This window comes from Kitasatospora sp. NPDC022785 (assembly GCF_055561295.1).
Genome location: NZ_JBVHHB010000011.1, coordinates 192784 through 211572, shown reverse-complemented (window position 1 = coordinate 211572; position 18789 = coordinate 192784). Strand labels below are relative to the sequence as shown.

The 18789-nt window shown below is 73.7% G+C and carries 16 protein-coding genes and 1 riboswitch; of the genes, 11 read left to right on the top strand and 5 right to left on the bottom strand.

Translation table 11 applies throughout. The annotated features are described in order from the left end of the window. Nucleotides 1–110 precede the first annotated feature (110 nt). The 4 genes from ACZ3YO_RS20105 (at nt 111) to purB (ending at nt 3546) form a co-directional block, all read left to right on the top strand. Nucleotides 111–866 (top strand): HipA family kinase, encoded by a 756-nt coding sequence (locus ACZ3YO_RS20105; protein ID WP_465551679.1) that lies wholly within the window; start codon nt 111–113, stop codon nt 864–866. Next, on the top strand, nt 863–1282 hold the full coding sequence (locus ACZ3YO_RS20100) for a DUF3037 domain-containing protein (protein WP_465551677.1): 420 nt from the start codon (nt 863–865) through the stop codon (nt 1280–1282). The genes ACZ3YO_RS20105 and ACZ3YO_RS20100 overlap by 4 nt, the downstream gene beginning before the upstream one ends. A gap of 83 nt (nt 1283–1365) precedes the next feature. After that, complete coding sequence (locus tag ACZ3YO_RS20095; RefSeq protein WP_396322569.1) at nt 1366–1821, top strand: MarR family winged helix-turn-helix transcriptional regulator; 456 nt, start codon at nt 1366–1368, stop codon at nt 1819–1821. A 294-nt stretch (nt 1822–2115) separates the two neighbouring features. After that, nucleotides 2116–3546 (top strand): adenylosuccinate lyase, encoded by a 1431-nt coding sequence (purB, locus tag ACZ3YO_RS20090; protein WP_396322567.1) that lies wholly within the window; start codon nt 2116–2118, stop codon nt 3544–3546. Between the two features lie 58 nt (nt 3547–3604). Here the strand turns inward: purB and ACZ3YO_RS20085 are convergent, their stop codons facing one another. Then, complete coding sequence (locus tag ACZ3YO_RS20085; protein WP_465570947.1) at nt 3605–5143, bottom strand: MFS transporter; 1539 nt, start codon at nt 5141–5143, stop codon at nt 3605–3607. A gap of 311 nt (nt 5144–5454) precedes the next feature. After that, a riboswitch (cyclic di-AMP (ydaO/yuaA leader) is annotated at nt 5455–5614 on the top strand. Between the two features lie 3 nt (nt 5615–5617). On the opposite strand from ACZ3YO_RS20085, the gene ACZ3YO_RS20080 reads away from it, so the two are divergent. Further along, nucleotides 5618–6658, top strand: a complete 1041-nt coding sequence (locus ACZ3YO_RS20080; protein ID WP_465570944.1) for a M23 family metallopeptidase — start codon at nt 5618–5620, stop codon at nt 6656–6658. A gap of 406 nt (nt 6659–7064) precedes the next feature. Here the strand turns inward: ACZ3YO_RS20080 and ACZ3YO_RS20075 are convergent, their stop codons facing one another. Next, nucleotides 7065–7784 (bottom strand): DUF2470 domain-containing protein, encoded by a 720-nt coding sequence (locus tag ACZ3YO_RS20075; protein WP_465570942.1) that lies wholly within the window; start codon nt 7782–7784, stop codon nt 7065–7067. Between the two features lie 194 nt (nt 7785–7978). Between ACZ3YO_RS20075 and ACZ3YO_RS20070 the strand changes: the two genes are divergently transcribed. After that, nucleotides 7979–9232 (top strand): MFS transporter, encoded by a 1254-nt coding sequence (locus tag ACZ3YO_RS20070; RefSeq protein WP_465570939.1) that lies wholly within the window; start codon nt 7979–7981, stop codon nt 9230–9232. 190 nt (nt 9233–9422) lie between these two features. Here the strand turns inward: ACZ3YO_RS20070 and ACZ3YO_RS20065 are convergent, their stop codons facing one another. Genes ACZ3YO_RS20065 through ACZ3YO_RS20055 form a run of 3 tightly spaced genes read right to left on the bottom strand, consistent with a single transcriptional unit; the run spans nt 9423 to nt 11764 of the window. Then, nucleotides 9423–9839 (bottom strand): RidA family protein, encoded by a 417-nt coding sequence (locus ACZ3YO_RS20065; RefSeq protein ID WP_465551664.1) that lies wholly within the window; start codon nt 9837–9839, stop codon nt 9423–9425. A gap of 27 nt (nt 9840–9866) precedes the next feature. Beyond that, on the bottom strand, nt 9867–10619 hold the full coding sequence (locus ACZ3YO_RS20060; RefSeq protein ID WP_465570936.1) for an IclR family transcriptional regulator: 753 nt from the start codon (nt 10617–10619) through the stop codon (nt 9867–9869). Further along, the gene (locus tag ACZ3YO_RS20055) at nt 10616–11764 is read right to left on the bottom strand and encodes a sugar kinase (RefSeq protein ID WP_465570934.1); all 1149 of its coding nucleotides are present in this window, start codon (nt 11762–11764) and stop codon (nt 10616–10618) included. The genes ACZ3YO_RS20060 and ACZ3YO_RS20055 overlap by 4 nt, the downstream gene beginning before the upstream one ends. 129 nt (nt 11765–11893) lie before the next feature. Between ACZ3YO_RS20055 and ACZ3YO_RS20050 the strand changes: the two genes are divergently transcribed. The 5 genes from ACZ3YO_RS20050 (at nt 11894) to ACZ3YO_RS20030 (ending at nt 18772) form a co-directional block, all read left to right on the top strand. Continuing rightward, nucleotides 11894–13207 (top strand): type III PLP-dependent enzyme domain-containing protein, encoded by a 1314-nt coding sequence (locus tag ACZ3YO_RS20050; protein ID WP_465570932.1) that lies wholly within the window; start codon nt 11894–11896, stop codon nt 13205–13207. Nucleotides 13208–13371: 164 nt separating this feature from the next. Beyond that, the gene (locus tag ACZ3YO_RS20045) at nt 13372–15012 is read left to right on the top strand and encodes an N-acyl-D-amino-acid deacylase family protein (RefSeq protein ID WP_465571008.1); all 1641 of its coding nucleotides are present in this window, start codon (nt 13372–13374) and stop codon (nt 15010–15012) included. After that, complete coding sequence (locus ACZ3YO_RS20040; RefSeq protein ID WP_465570930.1) at nt 15009–15656, top strand: bifunctional 4-hydroxy-2-oxoglutarate aldolase/2-dehydro-3-deoxy-phosphogluconate aldolase; 648 nt, start codon at nt 15009–15011, stop codon at nt 15654–15656. The genes ACZ3YO_RS20045 and ACZ3YO_RS20040 overlap by 4 nt, the downstream gene beginning before the upstream one ends. A gap of 156 nt (nt 15657–15812) precedes the next feature. Then, nucleotides 15813–17477, top strand: coding sequence for an alpha-amylase family glycosyl hydrolase (locus tag ACZ3YO_RS20035; RefSeq protein WP_465570927.1), 1665 nt, complete (start codon nt 15813–15815; stop codon nt 17475–17477). A 212-nt stretch (nt 17478–17689) separates the two neighbouring features. Further along, nucleotides 17690–18772: an ABC transporter permease gene (locus ACZ3YO_RS20030; protein ID WP_465570925.1), complete on the top strand. Its 1083-nt coding sequence runs from the start codon at nt 17690–17692 to the stop codon at nt 18770–18772. Nucleotides 18773–18789 lie beyond the last annotated feature (17 nt).

The following is an 18789-nucleotide window of genomic DNA, read 5'->3' as shown; positions in this document are numbered from 1 at the left end:
GTGCGGGTCGGACGGTGCGGGGCTCGGGGCCTCCGTGCGGTGGGTGGCGCGGTGGCCGGAGGTGGGTTGGGAGAGCCCAGGCCGTGCATATGCCCGATAGGCTGTCCGGCGTGCTCCCCGAGGTGACGGCGGTCCGTTATGTGACCCCACTGCGAGAAGGCGGCTCGATGCCGGGCCTGGTCGAGGCCGACGACCGGCGGCTGTACGCGCTGAAATGGGTCGGCGCGGCGCAGGGCCGCAAGGCGCTGGTGGCGGAGGTGCTGGCGGGCGAGCTCGGCCGCCGGCTCGGCCTGCCGGTGCCGGAGCTGGTCACCGTCGACCTCGATCCGGTGCTCGCCCGCAGCGAGCCGGACCAGCAGGTCCAGGACCAGATGCGCGCCAGTGGCGGTCTCAACCTGGGCATGGCCTTCGTCAGCGGCGCGCTCAACTTCGACCCGGTCTGCTTCGACGTGGACGCCGGGCTGGCCGGGCAGGTGCTCTGGTTCGACGCGCTGATCGGCAATGTGGACCGCTCGTGGCGCAACCCCAACCTGCTGGTCGCCACCGGCGGCCTGCGACTGATCGACCACGGCGCCAGCCTGATCTTCCATCACCACTGGCCCGGCGCCGCCGGGTGGGTCCGCCGTCCGTACGACGCCTCCGACCATGCGCTGCTGCGGGCCGAACCGGACCTGGTGGCGGCGGACAAGGCGCTCGCCCCGCTCGCGGAGGCGGCGATCGAGGCGGCGGTGGCGCAGATCCCCGACGTCTGGCTCGCGGACGAACCGGGCTTCGACTCGCCCGAGGCGGTGCGCGCCGCGTACCGCGCCCAGCTGACCGAGCGACTGGCCGGTCCGCGCGACTGGCTGCCGGAGGTGTCCGCATGACCGAGCCCGTGCTGCCGGCTGCCCTGCCGGCCGTCGCAGAGCTGCACGACTACGAGTACGCGGTGGTCCGGGCGGTGCCCCGGGTGGAGCGCGGCGAGTGCATCAACGTCGGCGTGCTGCTGTACTGCCGGCAGAGCGCGCACCTGGCGGCGCGGACCCACCTGGACCAGGCCCGGCTGCTGGCGCTGGACCCGGTGGCGGACGTCGCCGGAGTGCGGCGCGCGTTGCACGGGATCGAGGCGGTCTGCGCGGGCGGGCCGCCGGCCGGCCCGGCGGCGTCGGACAGCCCCGGGCAGCGGTTCCGCTGGCTGACGGCGCCGCGCAGCGCGGTCGTCCAGCCGGGGCCGGTGCACACCGGGCTGACCGCGGACCCGGAGGCCGAGCTGCGGCGGCTCTTCGACCAGTTGGTGCTCTGAGCCACGGCCCGGGCAGCCGGACCGAGGACCTTTGCCGTGGTCAAAGCTTGAGTTGCTGAAGCACTCGGCCGTACGCTGGCTCCATGGGTTCGACAGCGACGACGACCGTACCGACCAACGCCGAGCTGATGGAGGCGTTGGCCGCCGTCGGCGCCGCCTACTTCCAGGACTTCGCGGCTGCGGCGGCCCGGCACGGGCTCTCCTCCTCGCAGGCGAAGGCGCTCGGCGCGGTGCAGGAGCCGGTGCCGATGCGGGCGCTGGCCGGGCGGCTCGGCTGTGACGCCTCCAATGTGACCGGGATCGTCGACCGGCTGGAGTCGCTGGGCCTGGCCAACCGTGAGGCGGCGGCCGGTGACCGGCGGGTCAAGATCGTCGTGATCACCGGGCAGGGCCGGGAGATCCTGGGCCTGATCCGCGCCGAGATGAGCCGTACCCACCAGGCCTTCGAGGCGATGACGGACGAGCAGCGGGTGTCGCTGCACTCGATCTGTTCCCAGGTGCTGCCGGTGCTGACCGGCCGGGCCGCCGGCGCGCAGTAGACCGGGCCTCCGCGCGGCCCGGAGTCGCGCAGTCTGGGCCGCGCGGCCCGGGGGCCCGGTGTGGGGCCGGGAATCCGGGAGGGCGAGTTCGGGGCGCTGGTGGACGGGCTGGCCTCCGGCGCGGGCGACTGGCTCCGGCCCGCCCCGGCGTGGCCGTCGATGCGGCTGCGGCCGGGCCTGGCCGTCGGGGCTGCCGGCGGGCAGGGGGGCGCGGGAGGCTGCCGTGCGCGCGTCGCGGCCGTCCACCCGGTCCGGCGGCGTTCCGCCTGACCTCGGCTGTTAGGCTTGCGAAGCGTGAGCGCGAAGCCCCAGATCCCCAATGTCCTGGCCTCCCGGTACGCCTCGGCGACCCTGGCCCAGCTCTGGTCCCCCGAGCACAAGGTGGTCCTCGAGCGCCACCTGTGGCTCGCCGTCCTGAAGGCCCAGCAGGACCTCGGCGTCGAGGTGCCCGCGGGCGCCGTCGCCGACTACGAGCGGGTGATCGACCAGGTCGACCTCGGCTCGATCGCCGCCCGTGAGCGGGTCACCCGCCACGACGTGAAGGCCCGGATCGAGGAGTTCAGCGAGCTCGCCGGCCACGAGCAGATCCACAAGGGCATGACCTCCCGGGATCTGACCGAGAACGTCGAGCAGCTCCAGATCCGCCAGTCGCTGGAGCACGTGCGCGACCGCACGGTCGCCGTGCTGGTGCGCCTGGGCCGGCTCTCCGCCCAGTACACCGAGCTGGTCATGGCCGGCCGCTCGCACAACGTCGCCGCGCAGGCGACCACGCTGGGCAAGCGCTTCGCGACCGTCGCCGACGAGCTGCTGGTCGCCTTCCGCCGCCTGGAGGAGCTGATCGCCCGCTACCCGCTGCGCGGGATCAAGGGCCCGGTCGGCACCGCCCAGGACATGCTGGACCTGCTCGGCGGCGACACCGACAAGCTCGCCGAGCTGGAGAGCCGGGTGGCCGGCCACCTGGGCTTCGACAACGTGCTCACCTCCGTCGGCCAGGTCTACCCGCGCTCGCTGGACTTCGAGGTGCTGACCGCGCTCGTCCAGCTCTCCGCCGCGCCGTCCAGCCTGGCCAAGACGATCCGCCTGATGGCCGGCCACGAGCTGGTCACCGAGGGGTTCAAGGAGGGCCAGGTCGGCTCCTCCGCGATGCCGCACAAGATGAACACCCGCTCCTGCGAGCGCGTCAACGGCCTGGCCGTCATCCTGCGCGGCTACGCGTCGATGACCGCCGAGCTGGGCGGTGACCAGTGGAACGAGGGCGACGTCTCCTGCTCCGTGGTCCGCCGGGTCGCGCTGCCGGACGCGTTCTTCGCCTTCGACGGTCTGCTGGAGACCTTCCTGACCGTCCTCGACGAGTTCGGTGCCTTCCCCGCCGTGATCGAGGCCGAGCTCGACCGCTACCTGCCGTTCCTGGCCACCACCAAGGTGCTGATGGGCGCGGTGCGCGCGGGCGTCGGCCGGGAGACCGGGCACGAGGTCATCAAGGAGCACGCCGTCGCCTCGGCGCTGGCGATGCGGGCCGGCGCCCGGGAGAACGAGCTGCTGGACCGGCTCGCCGCCGACGAGCGGATGCCGCTGGACCGGGCCGCGCTGGACGCGCTGCTGGCCGACCGGCTCTCCTTCACCGGCGCGGCCGGTGCACAGGTCGCCGAGGTCGTCCGCCAGGTCGAGGCCGTTGCGGCCGCCTACCCGGAGGCCGCCAAGTACGCGCCCGGCGACATTCTCTGACGGTTTCTCAGGCGATCTCCCTGACGATTTCCCAGACGTACGAGGGCTCCGCTGCCGGTCAGGTGGCGGGGCCCTCGGGCGTTTCGGGGGCCCGCGGGGCGGACGCCCCGGCGGCGAGGTGGCCCGGGTCGAGCGGCGGGGCGTTGGTGGCGCAGGAGTAGTGGCAGTCCGGCTCGGCCACCGGGTGGTCCTCGGCGGCCAGGACGTTGCCCCGGACGGTCGTGAACGCGGTGAGCCCGCCCGTGACCAGCAGCCCGGCGCAGATCAGCATCGCCGTCCGGAAGGCGGAGTTCACGGAGGAGGGCACCTGGTAGGCGTCGCCGCTGAGCCCGGCCAGTGCGGGCAGCGCGGCGACCGCGAGCAGGCCGGCCGCGCGGGCGGCGGCGTTGTTGACGCCGCTGGCGATGCCCGCGTGCCGGACCTCCACCGCCGCCAGCACGGTCGCGGTCAGCGGTGCCACCAGCAGCACCATTCCGCAGCCCATCACGGTGACGGCCGGCAGCACGTCCGTCCAGTACGAGGCTCCCGGGCCGATCCGCAGCATCAGCATCACGCCGGCCGCGCAGATCAGCGGGCCCACGGTGAGCGGCACCCGTGGGCCGATCCGCTTGCCCAGCCGGCCGGCCCGGGCGGAGAGCGCCAGCATCAGCACGGTGATCGGCACCAGGGCCAGCCCGGAGACGAGCGGCGAGAAGCCCGAGACGATCTGCAACTGCACGACCAGCAGGAAGAACACCCCGCTGAAGGCGGCGTAGACGCAGAGGGTGACCAGGTTCACCGCGGTGAACAGCCGGGAGGAGAAGAGGCCGAGCGGCAGCATCGGCTCCGGGGTGCGGCGCTCGACCACGACGAAGGCCGCGCCCAGCAGCAGCCCGGCCGCGCCGGTCAGCCAGACCCCGGGGGTCAGCCCGTCGCCGGCCGCGGTCAGGGCGTAGGTGACGGAGCCGAGGGCCAGCGCGGCCAGCGCCGCGCCGAGCACGTCGAACCGGCCGGTCGCGCTCTCGTCCCGGCTCTCCGGCACGTGCCGGGACGCCACGGCCACGACCACCACGGCCAGCGGGATGTTCAGCAGGAAGATCCACCGCCAGCCGGGGCCGTCCACCAGCCAGCCGCCGAGGAAGGGGCCGACCGCGGCCGACACCCCGCCCAGGCCCGACCAGAGGCCGACCGCCGTCGAGCGGTCGTCCGGGTGGTAGACGGCCTGAAGCATCGCCAGCGAGCCGGGCGTGAGCAGTGCCCCGCCGATGCCCTGGACCGCGCGGGCGGCGATCAGCACCTCGATGGTGGGTGCGGCGGCGCAGGCCGCCGAGGCGACGGCGAACCAGATGACGCCGAGCAGGAAGACCCGGCGCCGGCCGTAGCGGTCCCCGAGCGCGCCGCCGAGCAGGATCAGCCCGGCCAGGGTGAGCAGATAGGCGTTCAGAGTCCACTGCAGCGCGGCGAGCGGGGCCCCGAGATCGGTGCCGATCCGGGGCAGGGCGACGTTCACGACCGTGCCGTCGAGCATCGCCATGCTGGAGCCGAGCACCGTCGCCAGTAGTACCCAGCGGCCCTGCGCGGTGCCCAGGCGCAGAGTGCCGGCCTCGGAGTTGGTCACGGCCCGATCGTCCGCCCCGGGGGGCCGACGTGACAAGGGTCACCGGGGGTGTGTCGGTGAATGGCTTTCCGTAGGTGATCGCATGCGGACGGACACCGAAATCGGCGGAGCGTCGTGGATCAGTGGCTCGCGGTGAATCGATTGTGCACGTACTGTGCAGCCGATCATTCGGAGTGTCACCGTCATTCCGGCTTTTGTTGCCCGTTCAAGAGATCGACATTGCTTCACCCGATCGGATGGGCTTTAGTTCAGCGACCGCCCGGCGTTGGCCCGGGTGGCCACCGGGTGGAACGCCTAGTCCTGCCGCTGCCTGGTGGTACGAACTGAACTCTGTACGGCAGGAGCGGGGGACCCAAAGGTAAGTCGCCGGACCGGAATTCACGGTCCGGCTTGGGGTGAAGCCGCGCATGCGGCCGGGCAACTCCAGCCCGAACCCGACAGCTCACCTCGCAGGCGTCGGAGAGGAAATTCCCCATGCCCGCACAGGCTCGTCGTATCGCCCTGCCCCGCGCCGCCCGCATCGGTATCGCCACCGCCGTCACCGGCGCCGCGTTCGCCCTTCCGCTGGTGACCACCATCAGCGCCCAGGCCCACACCGCCCCGGCCGCGAAGCCCGCGCAGACCAGCACCTGGACCGGCGCCACCAGCGTCGACGCCGCCCCGGCCGCCGCCGCTCCGGCCGCCGCTCCGGCCGCCGCCGAGGCCGCCAAGCCGGCCGCCGCCCCGGTCGAGGAGAGCTACAAGGTCGTCGGCGGGGACACCCTGTCGAAGATCGCCAACGCCAAGCACGTCGACGGTGGCTGGCAGGCGCTGTACGACCACAACCGCTCGGTCGTCGGCTCCAACCCGAACCTGATCTTCCCGGGCCAGAAGCTCGCGCTCGCCGCCAAGGCCGTCGCCGCTCCGGCCGCCGCCGAGGCCGCCAAGCCGGCCGCCCCCGCCAAGCCCGCCTCGCAGGACTCGGCGAAGCCGGCCACCCACGCCGCCGCCCCGAAGCCGGTCCAGGCCGCCAAGCCCGCGCAGGCCCCGGCCGTCAAGCCGGCGCCCGCCGCCGCCAAGCCGGCCGCCCCGGCCACCACCCCGGCCCCGGCCGCGGTGGCCAGCACCTCCGGCTACGTCGCCCCCGTCGCCAACCCGAAGCTCGGCACCGCCTACGGCGTGGCCGGCTCGATGTGGGCCTCCGGCCACCACACCGGTGCCGACTTCGTCGCCTCCACCGGCACCCCGCTGCGCGCCATCGCGGCCGGCACCGTGGTGAAGGCCGGCAACGGCGGCGCCTACGGCAACGAGGTCGAGATCAAGCTCGCCGACGGCAAGTACGCCCAGTACGCGCACCTGTCCTCGATCGGCGTGAAGATCGGTCAGACCGTCACCGCCGGCCAGCAGATCGGTCTCTCCGGTGCGACCGGCAACGTGACCGGCCCGCACCTGCACTTCGAGATCCGCACCGGCTCGGAGTACGGCTCGGACATCGACCCGATCGCCTACCTGCGGGCGCACGGCGTCTCCATCTGACCTTCGGGCAGAGACCACCGCAGGGTGCGGGGCGTACGACCTCCCGGGATGGTCATGTCGGGTGACCGCTCGACCGGGTGATCGCCGCACCACCGGCGGAACAACGGGCGCGGGACACGCCCAGGCCGGCCCGGCTCGCGAAGCTACTTCGCGGGCCGGGCCGGCCGTTGTCGTTTTCCGGGGAGCTTCCTGGAGCGATGCTCGACCCGGTTCACGCCGCCTCGCTCGGGTCCCGCCTCGCTCGGGTCTCGCCGCCTCGGGTCTCGACCGGGTTCCCGACGCGCTTCACGCCTCGGTTCTCGGCTGGGTCGCGGTTCGGTGGCGTTCGGTGGCGGGTCCGGCTTCCGGCCCGGTGCCGGGGGCCCGGTTCGGCCCGTACGTCGGTTCGCGCTGCCCGCCCGCCCGGTCAGAACCGGTGGGCGGGCAGTCCGCTGTGGGCGGCGGTCAGCAGCTGGTGCACCCGGTGGCCGAACTCGTCGGCGTCGCGGGCCGGTTCGGGGAAGACCAGGCGGACGTCGCGGTGGCCGTGCGGGTGGTCGAGGCGGAGCACCAGGCCGTACCGGTCGAGCGCGAGGGGGCGGATCTCCGGGCGGCCGGCGAGGAGTCGGGGGTCGATCAGCCGGGTGAGCACGGCGAGCGCGTCGCGGTGGTCGTCGGCGAGGTGGGTGAGCAGGCCGGCCTCGTACGGGGCGAGCGGGTCGGGCGCGGCGAGGGCGAGATCGGCGCCGGTGAGCGCACTGGTGCCGTACGGGGTGGCGAGGACGGCGTGGGCGACGTCCAGGCGGAGGTGGACGCTGATGCCGTCGTCGGCGAGGTGGGCGACGTGGAGCCGGCCGGCGAGGGTGACGCGGCCGCGGACCCGGTCGCGCACGGCGACCGGGGCGACGTCGGTGAGGTCCAGGACGACGGCGAGACCGTCCGGTTCGCGGGTCACGGCCAGGGTGAGCGGCGAGTCGAGCGGTGCGCTCAGGCGCAGCCGGGAGCCGTGCACCGCGACCGGGGTGTCGAGGTCGTGATGCTCGCCGCAGGCGCGGACCACCACCGAGGAGGTGGCGCCGAGCAGGCTGCAGACCCGTTCGGCGGCGGTGGGCTCGGACACCTCGACGTCGGTGGGGCTGGGGCTCATGACGACCTCCGGATAAGTTAGGTGAGCCTAACCTAATAAGTTTGCCGGACGAGGGCAAGGTGGGCGGGGCGACTTCGGAGTGAGTGTGCATGTGGGTATAGGCCGCGCTTGCAAGTATCCGGCGAGCGGTCGTATTGTCGACGCTGGTAGTTGCACACGCAACGTCTTTGTTTGCTCCGGAAAGCGGTTCCCTCATGCCCCTCGCGCTCCTGGCGCTGGCGATCAGTGCCTTCGGCATCGGTACCACCGAGTTCGTGATCATGGGCCTGCTGCCCGAGGTTGCCGGCGACTTCTCGGTCTCCATCCCCACCGCCGGCCTGCTCATCTCCGGCTACGCGCTCGGCGTGGTGGTCGGCGGGCCGCTGCTCACCGTCCTCGGCACGCGCATTCCCCGCAAGGGGATGCTGCTGATGCTGATGGGCCTGTTCATCGCCGGCAACCTGGTCTCCGCCGTCGCCCCCGCCTTCGGGCTGCTGCTCGTCGGCCGGGTGCTCGCGGCCTTCGCGCACGGCGCCTTCTTCGGCATCGGTTCGGTGGTCGCCGCCGACCTGGTCGCCCCGCACAAGCGGGCCGGCGCCATCGCCCTGATGTTCACCGGGCTCACCGCCGCCAACGTGCTCGGCGTCCCGATGGGGACCCTGCTCGGCCAGCACTTCGGCTGGCGCTCCACCTTCTACGTCGTCGCGGCGCTCGGTGTGATCGGCTTCGCCGGGATCGCCGCGCTGGTGCCCGTCCAGCCACGCGCCGCGGACACCCGGCTCGGCCCCGAGCTGGCCGTCTTCCGCAAGCCGCAGATCTGGCTCGCGCTCGGCATGACGGTGCTCGGCTGGGGTGGCATCTTCGCGATGTTCACCTACATCACGCCGATGATGACCGAGATGGCGGGCTTCGCCGACTCCAGCGTCACCTGGCTGCTCTTCCTGTTCGGCGTCGGCCTCTTCGTCGGCAACCTGCTCGGCGGCTGGTTCGCCGACCGCGCACTGATGCGCAGCCTGTACGTGATCCTCGCGGTGCTGGCGGTGCTGCTCTTCGCCTTCACCTTCGCCGCGCACAGCAAGGTGGGCGCGATCGCGGCCATCCCGCTGATCGGGGTCTTCGGCTTCGCGACCGTCGCGCCGTTGCAGAAGCGGGTGATGGACCAGGCCGCGGGCGCGCCCACGCTGGCCTCGGCCGCCAACATCGCGGCCTTCAACCTGGGCAACGCGCTCGCCGCCTGGCTCGGCGGGCTGGTGATCTCGGCCGGGCTCGGCTACGACGCGCCGAACTGGGTGGGCGGACTGATGGCCGCCCTCGCCCTGGGCATCGCGCTGTTCTCCGGTGCGCTGGAGCGCAGGGCCGGCGGGCGCGGCGGGGCCGGCGGCGTGGACACCGGCGGTGTCGGCGTCGGTGGCAAGGTCGTGGCGCGCGGGGGCACGGCGGCCGAGGAGACGGTCACCGCGGGGCGGTGAGCCGGTGATCCGGTGCGTGGTGGCACGGCGTGGGGTGGCCCGTGAGCGGTGACCTGTGGCCCGGTGGCCCGTGACCCGTGACCGGCTGGTCCGGTGAGGGGTGCTCCGGTGAGTGGTGAGGGGTGCTCAGGTGGGTGGTGCGGAAGGGCCCGGACGGTCGGTCGTCCGGGCCCTTCGCGGGTGTGGCCGGTCAGCCGATCACGGCCTGCGCGTCGATCTCGACCAGCATCGGCTCCTGCGGCAGCTCGACGAAGATCGTGGTGCGGCAGGGCTTCACCCCGCCCGGCTTGATGTTCTCCTCGATGAACTCGGCGTAGACCTCGTTCATCAGCGGGAAGTCGGCCCGCTTGGTGAGGTAGACGCGGAACATCACCACGTCCTCGACGGTGGCGCCGCCGGCCTCGACGATCGCCTTGACGTTCTCCAGCGTCCGGCGCGTCTGCGCCTTCACGTCGCCGTGGAACAGGTACTCGCCGGTGGCCGGGTCCTGCGGGCCCTGGCCGGAGACCTGGAGGATCGGGCCCTTGCGGACGCCCTGGGAGAACATCCAGGCCGGGGCGGGAGCGCCGTCCGTGCGGATCTCGGTCTTCTGGATGGAGTCGCTCATGAGCTTCCTCTGGTCGGGGGCGGGCGATCAGCCGGCCGGGGGCGTCTGCCCGCAGGCGGCGGAGATGGCGCGGGTGGTGGCGAGCAGCTGCGGCAGCAGTTCCAGCACCTGTTCGTAGGGGAGGACGACGTCCGGGACGGAGATCGAGGCGGCCGCGACGACACGTCCGCCGGCGTCCCGGATCGGGGCGGCCACGCAGTTGATGAACGCCTCGTGCTCGGCGTGGTCCTGCGCCCAGCCCTGGGCGGCGACCTTCTCCAGCTCGGCCATCAGGGCCTCGGGGGTGGTCAGCGTCCGGGCGGTGTGCGGGGTGAAGTCGATGCCCGCCACCACTCGGCGCCGCTCGGCAGCCGGCAGGTCGGCCAGCAGCACCTTGGAGACGGCCGCGCTGTGCAGGGCCGCACGCAGGCCGATTCGGGAGTACATCCGCACCGGGTGACGCGAGTCGTACTTGTCGATGTAGACGACGTCGCCGCCCTCGTACGCGGCCAGGTGCACGGTCTGGCCGGTGGCGGCGTTCAGCTCGGCCAGGTGCGGGGCGGCGATCCGGCGGACGCCGCGCTGCTCCAGGGCGAGCCCGGAGAGGGCGAAGAGGCCGGCGCCCAGGTGGTAGCGGTAGGCCGGGTCGCGGTAGACGAATCGTTCCTCTTCGAGGCTCTGGAGCAGCCGCAGCACCGTGGTCTTGTGTACGCCGAGCACCTCGGCGAGCTGGTCCAGGGAACGCTCGCCCTCGCCGAGCTCGGCGAGGATGCGCAGGGCGCGGGTGACGGTCTGGCTCATGGGGCTCCAAGGGCCGGGGAAGGGGCCGGTAGCGGGGCTGTGGCCGGCCCGGGGCGGGCGGCTGCGCCCGCGGTCGTCGGCAGGACGGGCGACACGATGCCGTCCGCCGACACGCGGGTCGCCGCCCAGTCCGCGGCGGAGGCGGCCAGCAGGGCGTCGACCACGGGCGCCGGCGGCAGCTCGGCCTGGTCGCCGTGGGCGGTCAGCGCACAGGCGGCGCTGAGGTGGCCGAGCCGCAGCCGGCGGCGCTGGTCCAGGCCGCGCACGGTGCCCGCCAGGTAGCCCGCCGCGAAGGCGTCACCCGCTCCGGTGGCCTCGACCACCTCGACGGCGAGGGCCGGCTCGGTGACGGCCGTACCGTCCCGGTCCAGCGCGGTGACCAGCCGGGCGGCGTCCTTCACCACCACGGTCGCCGGGGAGGGGAAGCGGCGGCGCAGCGCCCGCGGGTCGCCGGTGCCGAAGGCGGCCTCGGCCTCGTCGGCGCCGAGCAGCAGCACGTCGGCGGCGTCCAGCAGTGGCGGCAGTACGGCCGGGTCGCGGTCGCGCCAGAGGGCGGGGCGCCAGTTGAGGTCGAAGCTGACCAGCCGGCCCGGCCGGCGATCGGCGAGCAGGGCGCGCAGCAGGGACAGGCAGTCGTCGGAGAGGGCGGCGGTGATGCCGGACAGGTGCAGCAGGTGGGCGCCGGCCAGCAGCCGGGCGGCCGCCGGGTCGGCCAGCAGCGCGGGCGAGAGCGTGGCGGCGGCCGAGCCGCGGCGGTGGTAGTGCAGGCGGCTGCGCCCGGGCCCGAGGTCGTGGCGGCTGCCGGTGGTGCCGCCGACCTCCTTGAGGTACAGCCCGGTCGGGCGGTGCCGGTCCACGGAGACCGCGGAGACGTCCACCCCGCGGGCGGCGACCTCGGCGAGCAGGCGGCGGCCGAAGCCGTCGTCGCCGACCCGGCTGATCCAGGCGCTCGGCACGCCGAGCGCGGCCAGCGCGCCCGCCACGTTGGACTCGGCGCCGCCGACCGCGAGACGGAAGTGCTCCACCGACTCCAGCGGGCCCGGCCGGTCCGGCAGCAGCACCGCCATCGACTCGCCCACGCAGACCGCCGTCGGAGACGTGGGCCGAGGGGTGCCCGAGCTCGCGGCGGGATCCTGTCGGGGCATCAGCTGGGCTCCTCGCGTGCTGCGGCGGCCGTTCCGTTGACCTTGGTCCGGCGCCGATGCTAGAACCGTGCTGCCAGCATGTGCAACCCTCGTTGCACATGTTGCAACAAAGGTAGATGGAGGAAGACGGTGGACCAGACCTTCGCAGGCACCTTCGCAAGCACCGGCACCGGGCCGGCGATCGACACCGGCAAGGTGGCGGCCCTCGCCGACGAGGTGCTCGACTGGCGCTTCAAGGCGCTGCCGCCCGCCGCCTCGGGCCTCAGCGCCCGTGACTACCTCGCCACCGGGCCCACCCTCGCCGGGCTCGGCACCCCGCTGCTCACCCTCGACGGGGCCGCCGTCGACCACAACGTGCGGACCATGGCCGACTGGTGTGCCAAGGCCGGCGTCGCGCTCGCCCCGCACGGCAAGACCACCATGGCGCCCGCGCTCTGGCAGGCGCAGCTCGACGCGGGCAGCCACGGCATCACGCTCGCCAACCTGCCGCAGGTCAGGGTCGCGCGGGCCTTCGGCGTACAGCGGATCCTGCTCGCCAACACCCTGCTCGACCCGGCCGGGCTCGGCTGGCTCGCCGCCGAACTGGCCGCCGACCCCTCGTTCGCCTTCGTCTCCTGGGTCGACTCCACCGAGAGCGTCCGGCTGATGGACGAGGCGCTGCGGGCGGCCGGCGCCGATCGCCCGGTCGAGGTGCTGGTCGAACTCGGCGGCCCCGGCGGGCGCACCGGCACCCGCGGCGTCGACGCGGCGGTCGAGGTCGCCGCCGCCGTGCTGCGCGCACCCACCCTGCGGCTGGCCGGCATCGGCGGGTACGAGGGCGCACTCGCCCACGACGCCGGTGCGGACGGGCTGGCCACCGTCCGGGGCTACCTACGGGACCTCGCCGAGCTGCACGGGCGGCTCTCCACCGCCTACGACGACGCCGCCGCGCCGCTGGTCACCGCCGGTGGCAGCGCCTACTTCGACCTGGTGGTCGAGGAGTTGAACGCCCTCCCGGAGGCCTTCGTGGTGCTCCGCTCGGGCGCGTACATCGCCCACGACGACGGCTTCTACCGTGGGATCTCGCCGCTCGTCCGGGGCGCCGGCGACACGCCGTTCCGCGGCGCGCTGCACGGTTGGGCCCGGGTGGTCTCCCGGCCGGAGCCCCAACTCGCCCTGCTGGACGCCGGCAAGCGAGACCTGCCGTTCGACGAGGGCATGCCCGAGCCGCAGCTGGTCCGGGGAGGGGCTGATCTGACCGGCACGACGGCGAGGATCACCGCGCTCAACGACCAGCACGCCTTCCTCCGCGACGCCGGCGACCTCGCCCCGGTCGGCGCCGTGCTGCGGCTCGGCATCTCGCACCCGTGCACCGCCTTCGACAGGTGGACGCTGATTCCGGTGCTGGACGACGCCTCCGCGCCGGAGCCGAAGGTCACGGGCCTGGTCAGGACCTTCTTCTGATGGCTGCGGGCCGGACGCGTGGCGGTCCGGTGCTTGGTGGTCCGGCGCATGGCGGTCCGGTGCTTGGTGGTCCGGCGCATGGTGGTCCGGTGCTTGGTGGTCCGGCGCATGGTGGTCCGGTGCACGGTGATCCGATGAGTGGTGGTCCGGTGTGCGACGGTCCGATGCTCGGTGGTCGTGAGGGCGGTGCTCCTGTGAGTGGTGGTCCGCTCGTCTTCAAGGGCGCCACCGTGATCGACGGGAGCGGCGCCGACCGGTACCGGGCCGACGTCCGGACGGACCGGGGGCTGATCACCGAGATCGGTCAGGGCCTGGCCGCCACACGGGAGGTGGACGCCGACGGGCTGGTACTGGCCCCCGGGTTCATCGACATGCACGCCCACTCCGACCTCGCCCTGCTGCTCGAACCCGAGCACCCGGCCAAGGTCACCCAGGGCGTCACCTGCGAAGTCCTCGGCCAGGACGGCCTGTCCTACGCGCCGGTCGACGACACCACACTGCCGGCGCTGCGCCGCCAGATCGCCGGCTGGAACGGCGACCCGGAGGGCTTCGACTGGGACTGGCGGACGGTCGGGGAGTACCTGGACCGGCTGGACCGGGTGGGTGCGGGCGTCAACGCCTGCTACCTCGTCCCGCACGGCACGCTGCGGATGCTCGCCGTGGGCTGGGAGAACCGGGCGCCGCGCCCGGCCGAACTCGACCGGATGCGCGCGCTGTTGGGGGAGGGCCTGCGGCAGGGGGCGGTCGGGATGTCGAGCGGGCTCACGTACACGCCGGGGATGTATGCCGGCACCGCCGAGCTGGTCGAGCTCTGCCGGGTGGTCGCGCAGTACGGAGGCTTCCACGCGCCGCACCAACGCTCCTACGGGGCAGGTGCGTTGGAGGGCTACGTGGAGATGGTGGAGATCGCCCGGCGGTCCGGCTGCCCCGTCCACCTGACCCACGCCACCATGAACTTCGGCGTCAACCAGGGGCGGGCCGGCGAACTGCTCGACCTGGTCGACCGGGCCCTTGCCGACGGCGTCGACCTCACCCTCGACAGCTACCCCTACCTGCCGGGATCCACCACCCTGGCCGCCCTGCTGCCCAGTTGGGCCACCGAGGGCGGCCCGCGGGCCACCCTGGCCCGGCTCGGCGAGCCGGACGCGCGCGAGCGGATCCGGTACGAGGTGGAGGAGAAGGGCAGTGACGGCTGCCACGGGGTGGTCACCGACTGGGCGACCATCCAGCTCTCCGGCGTCCGGAACCCCGCGCTGGTGGGGGCCGTCGGGCGGACGGTGGCCGAACTCGCCGCCGAGCGGCGGCAGAGCGGGACGGACGTCTTCCTCGACCTGCTGCGCCGGGACGAGCTCGCCACCACCATCCTCCAGCACGTCGGCCACGAGGAGAACGTCCGGGCGATCATGCGCCACCGCGTGCACACCGTCGGCAGCGACGGCCTGCTGGTCGGAGCCCGCCCGCACCCGCGGGCCTGGGGCACCTTCCCCCGCTACCTGGCCCGCTACAGCCGGGAGTCGGGGGTGCTCACGCTGGAGGAGACCATCGCCCGGATGACCGGCCGCCCCGCCGCCCGGCTCCGACTCGACCGGCGCGGCCTGATCGCCCCCGGCCACCACGCCGACCTGGTCCTCTTCGACCCGGAGAAGGTCCAGGACACCGCCACCTTCGAGCAGCCCCGGCGGCCCGCCGCGGGCATCGAGCACGTCTATGTCAACGGCACCGCCGTTGTCCGGCAGGGCCGCACCACGGGCGCCCGGCCCGGGCGCGCCCTGCGCCGAACCGACCGAGGGACCCGAGCCGCATGAGCCCCACGCCCGCCGTCCTCGCCCGCATGCGCGCCGTGCTGGCCGCTTCGCCCGTCATCGCCGTGGTCCGCGCCCCCCGGATACCCGACGCCGTCGCGCTCTGCGCCGCGCTCGCCGAGGGCGGCATCAATCTGACCGAATTCACCTACACCACACCGAATGTGACGGAACATCTGCGCCGTGCCGCACGGGAGGGCTGGCGGGTCGGGGTCGGCACCGTGCTGACCGTGGAGCAGGCCGAGGGGGCCCTCGCCGCCGACGCCGCGTTCCTGGTCACCCCCGGACTCCGGCCCGACGTGGCCCAGCGCGCGCACGCCGCCAGGGTGCCGGTGGTGCTCGGCGCGCTCACACCGACCGAGGTGGCGCAGGCGGTCGAACTCGGCGCCGCGGCCGTCAAGATCTTCCCGGCCCGGGCGTTCGGCCCCGGCTACTTCAGGGACCTGCGCGGCCCGTACCCGGACGTCCCGCTGGTCGCCTCCGGTGGCGTCAACGCGGGCAACGCCGCGGAATTCCTGGCCCAGGGCGCCCTCGCGGTCTGCGCCGGGACGGATGTGGTGGCGCCGGACGTCGTCGCGGCCGGCGACTGGGCGGAGATCACCCGGCGGGCGAAGGCGTTCACCGAGGCGTGCGTCGCGGCGCGCTAGCGGTACGGCGCGTTCCGGGTAGAGGTGGGGTCGGGCCGGGTCGGCCGGTCGGGGAGGGGCAGGGGCAGGGAGTGGGGGATGCGGGCTGTCGGGACGGCCGGGATTGGACGAGAATCGGTAGACCCGGCCCCCGGACCCGGCAGGAGGATCCACCCCATGACCTCGACCCGCCCCGGCCCCGACTGGCTGGCCGACGCCGTCCTCTACCAGATCTACCCGCAGACCTTCGCCGACTCCGACGGCGACGGCATCGGCGACTTCGCGGGCATCGCAGACCATCTCGATCACCTCGCCTGGCTCGGCGTAGACACGGTCTGGCTCAACCCCTGCTTCGCCTCGCCGTTCCGCGACGCCGGCTACGACATCAGCGACTACCTCGCCCCGGCCCCGCGCTACGGCACCACCGAGGACCTCGCGGCCCTGGCCGAGGCGGCGGGCCGACGGGGCATCCGGCTCCTGCTCGACCTCGTCGCCGGCCACACCTCCGACCGCCACCCCTGGTTCCTCGCCGCCGCCGAGGACCGGTCCGACCACCGCTACATCTGGTCCGACCGCCCGGTCGACGGCTTCGTCGCCTCACCCGGCAGCCGCCCCGGCTGGTACCGGCCGAACTTCTTCGACTGCCAGCCCGCGCTCAACTTCGGTTATGCGCGCACCTGTTACGACGAGCCCTGGCGCCAGCCGGTCGACGCCGACGGCCCGCGCGCCAACCGCGCCGCGCTGCGCGAGATCATGGCTCACTGGCTCGGCCTCGGCGTGGCCGGCTTCCGCGTCGACATGGCCTCCTCGCTGGTCAAGGACGACCCCGGGTTCACCGAGACCGCCAAGCTCTGGACCGAACTGCGCGACTGGCTCGACCGGAGCCACCCGCAGGCCGCCCTGTTCGCCGAGTGGGGCGACCCGGCCACCGCCGTCGCCGCCGGCTTCCACGCCGACTTCTTCCTCCAGTTCGGCGGCGCCGACCGGGGCCTGCCGCTGCGCTCGCTCTGGAACAACAACGCCGGCACGGTGGAGGAGTACTGGAAGCAGGGCCCCTGCTACTTCGACGCCGACGGCCTCGGCACCCCGCAGGTCTTCCTGGACGCCTGGCGCTCCGCCGCCGAACTCACCGAGGGCGCCGGGTACATCGCGCTCCCCACCGCCAACCACGACTTCTCCCGGCTCGCCACCGGCCCGCGCACCGCCGAGCAACTCGCCGCCGCCTTCGCCCTCCTGCTCACCTGGCCCACCCTGCCCGCCGTCTACTACGGCGACGAGATCGGCATGCGCTACCTGCCGGACCTGCCCGACGTCGAGGGCAGCGTGCTCGGTCCGCACTACAACCGGGCCGGCTCGCGCACGCCGATGCAGTGGGCGCCCGGCCCGAACGCCGGCTTCTCGACCGCACCGGCCGAGCGCCTGTACCTGCCCGTCGACCCCGACCCCCGCCGGCCCGACGTCGCCACCCAGCGGGCCGACCCGACCTCGCTGCTGCACACCGTCCGCCGGCTGATCGCGTTGCGCCGGGCCCACCCGGGGCTCGGCGCGGAGGGTGGAGTGGAGGTCCGGCACGCCGGGTACCCGCTGGTGTACACCCGGGCGGGCCGGTACCTGGTCGCCGTCAACCCGCGGCGGGAGCCGGGCTCGGTGCCGCTCGGGTCGGTCGGTGCGGGAGTCGGATCGGTGGCGGCGGGCCCCGGGTCGGTCGTTGCGCTGCCGGGCTCGGTGGCGGCGGGGCGCGGGCCGGTCGTTGCGCGGCCGCTGGACGTACAGGGGGTGCGGGTGGTCGACGGGGAACTGCGGGCGGAGGGCTTCTCGTACGGGGTGTTCGAGCTGGGCTGACGCCCGGGTGAGCGGGCCGTGGTCCGGGGCGGGCCCGGGTGAGCGGGCCGTGGTCCGGGGCGGGCCCGGGTGACCGGGTCGCACTCCGGGGGGCGGGCCCGGGCGGGCTTTTCTCCGGTCGTAAAACGGTTGTACACTGCACCCAGATGGTTGTATTTACCATCCATTGTGAAAGATCGTTGTGACCGGCACCGGAGGACGGAACGAACGCCATGAGCACTCCCCAGACCACCGTCGCGGCGCCCACCCTGGGGCGCTCGCTCAAGCACCTGGCCATCCACCTGATCACCCCACTGCTGATGTGCCTCGGGATGGCCCTCGCCTACCAGGGCGCGTTCCACCAGCCCGAACCCCATCACCTGAAGGTCGCCGTCGTCGGCACCACCCCGCAGGCGCAGGGCCTCGCGGACGCCGTCCGGGCCAAGGCCGGCCCGGCGCTCGACGTCAGCACGCTCCCCACCCGGGACGCCGCCGAGCAGCTGCTGCGTGACCGCGAGCTGGTCGGCGCGTTCCTGCCGGACGCCAGGAGCCCCGAGCTGATCGTCGCCAAGGGTGGCTCGGACACCTCCGCGATGGCGGCGGAGGCGGTGTTCCAGAACGTCACCGACAGGCAGGGTGTGCCGCTGCACGTCACCGACCTCACCACCCCGAGCAAGGGCGACCCGACCGGGCAGGGCCTGTTCTTCCTGCTGGTCGCACTCAGCATCGGCTCCTACGCGAGCGTCGCCGTGATCGGCGCGGCCGGCGCGGCGCTGAGCATGCGGATCCGGGCGCTGGTCGGCGTGGCCGTCTCGCTCGTGGTGAGCGTGATCGGGATCGTCACCGCGGGGCCGCTCTTCCATGTCGTCGACCACGACGGGCTCGCCGTCTGGGCGCTCGGCTGGCTCTACTCGGCGGGCGTCATCGCCATCGGCATCGGCCTGCACACCTTCCTCAAGCGGTGGACCACGCTGACCATGATGGTGCTGTTCGTGATGCTGAACTTCACCACCTCCGGCGGCATCTACCGCCCCGACTTGCAGAACGGATTCTTCGGTGGCCTGCACTCCTTCTGGACCGGTGCCGGCTTCCTGGAGGGCGCGCGTAGCATCCTGTACTTCGACGGCGGCGCCGGTCTCGGCGGGCACGTGATGACGCTGGCGCTCTGGCTGCTGCTCGGCGGCGCGGTGACGGCCTGCGCGGCGCTCCACGAGAAGCGCGGGCGGGCCGCGGTGCGGCGGGAGGCTTCGGTGGGGGCCTCGATGCAGACGTCGGCGGAGGCCGAGGAGGAGATGGAGGAGGCGGTCGCGGTCTGACCCTCCCTCGCGGAGGG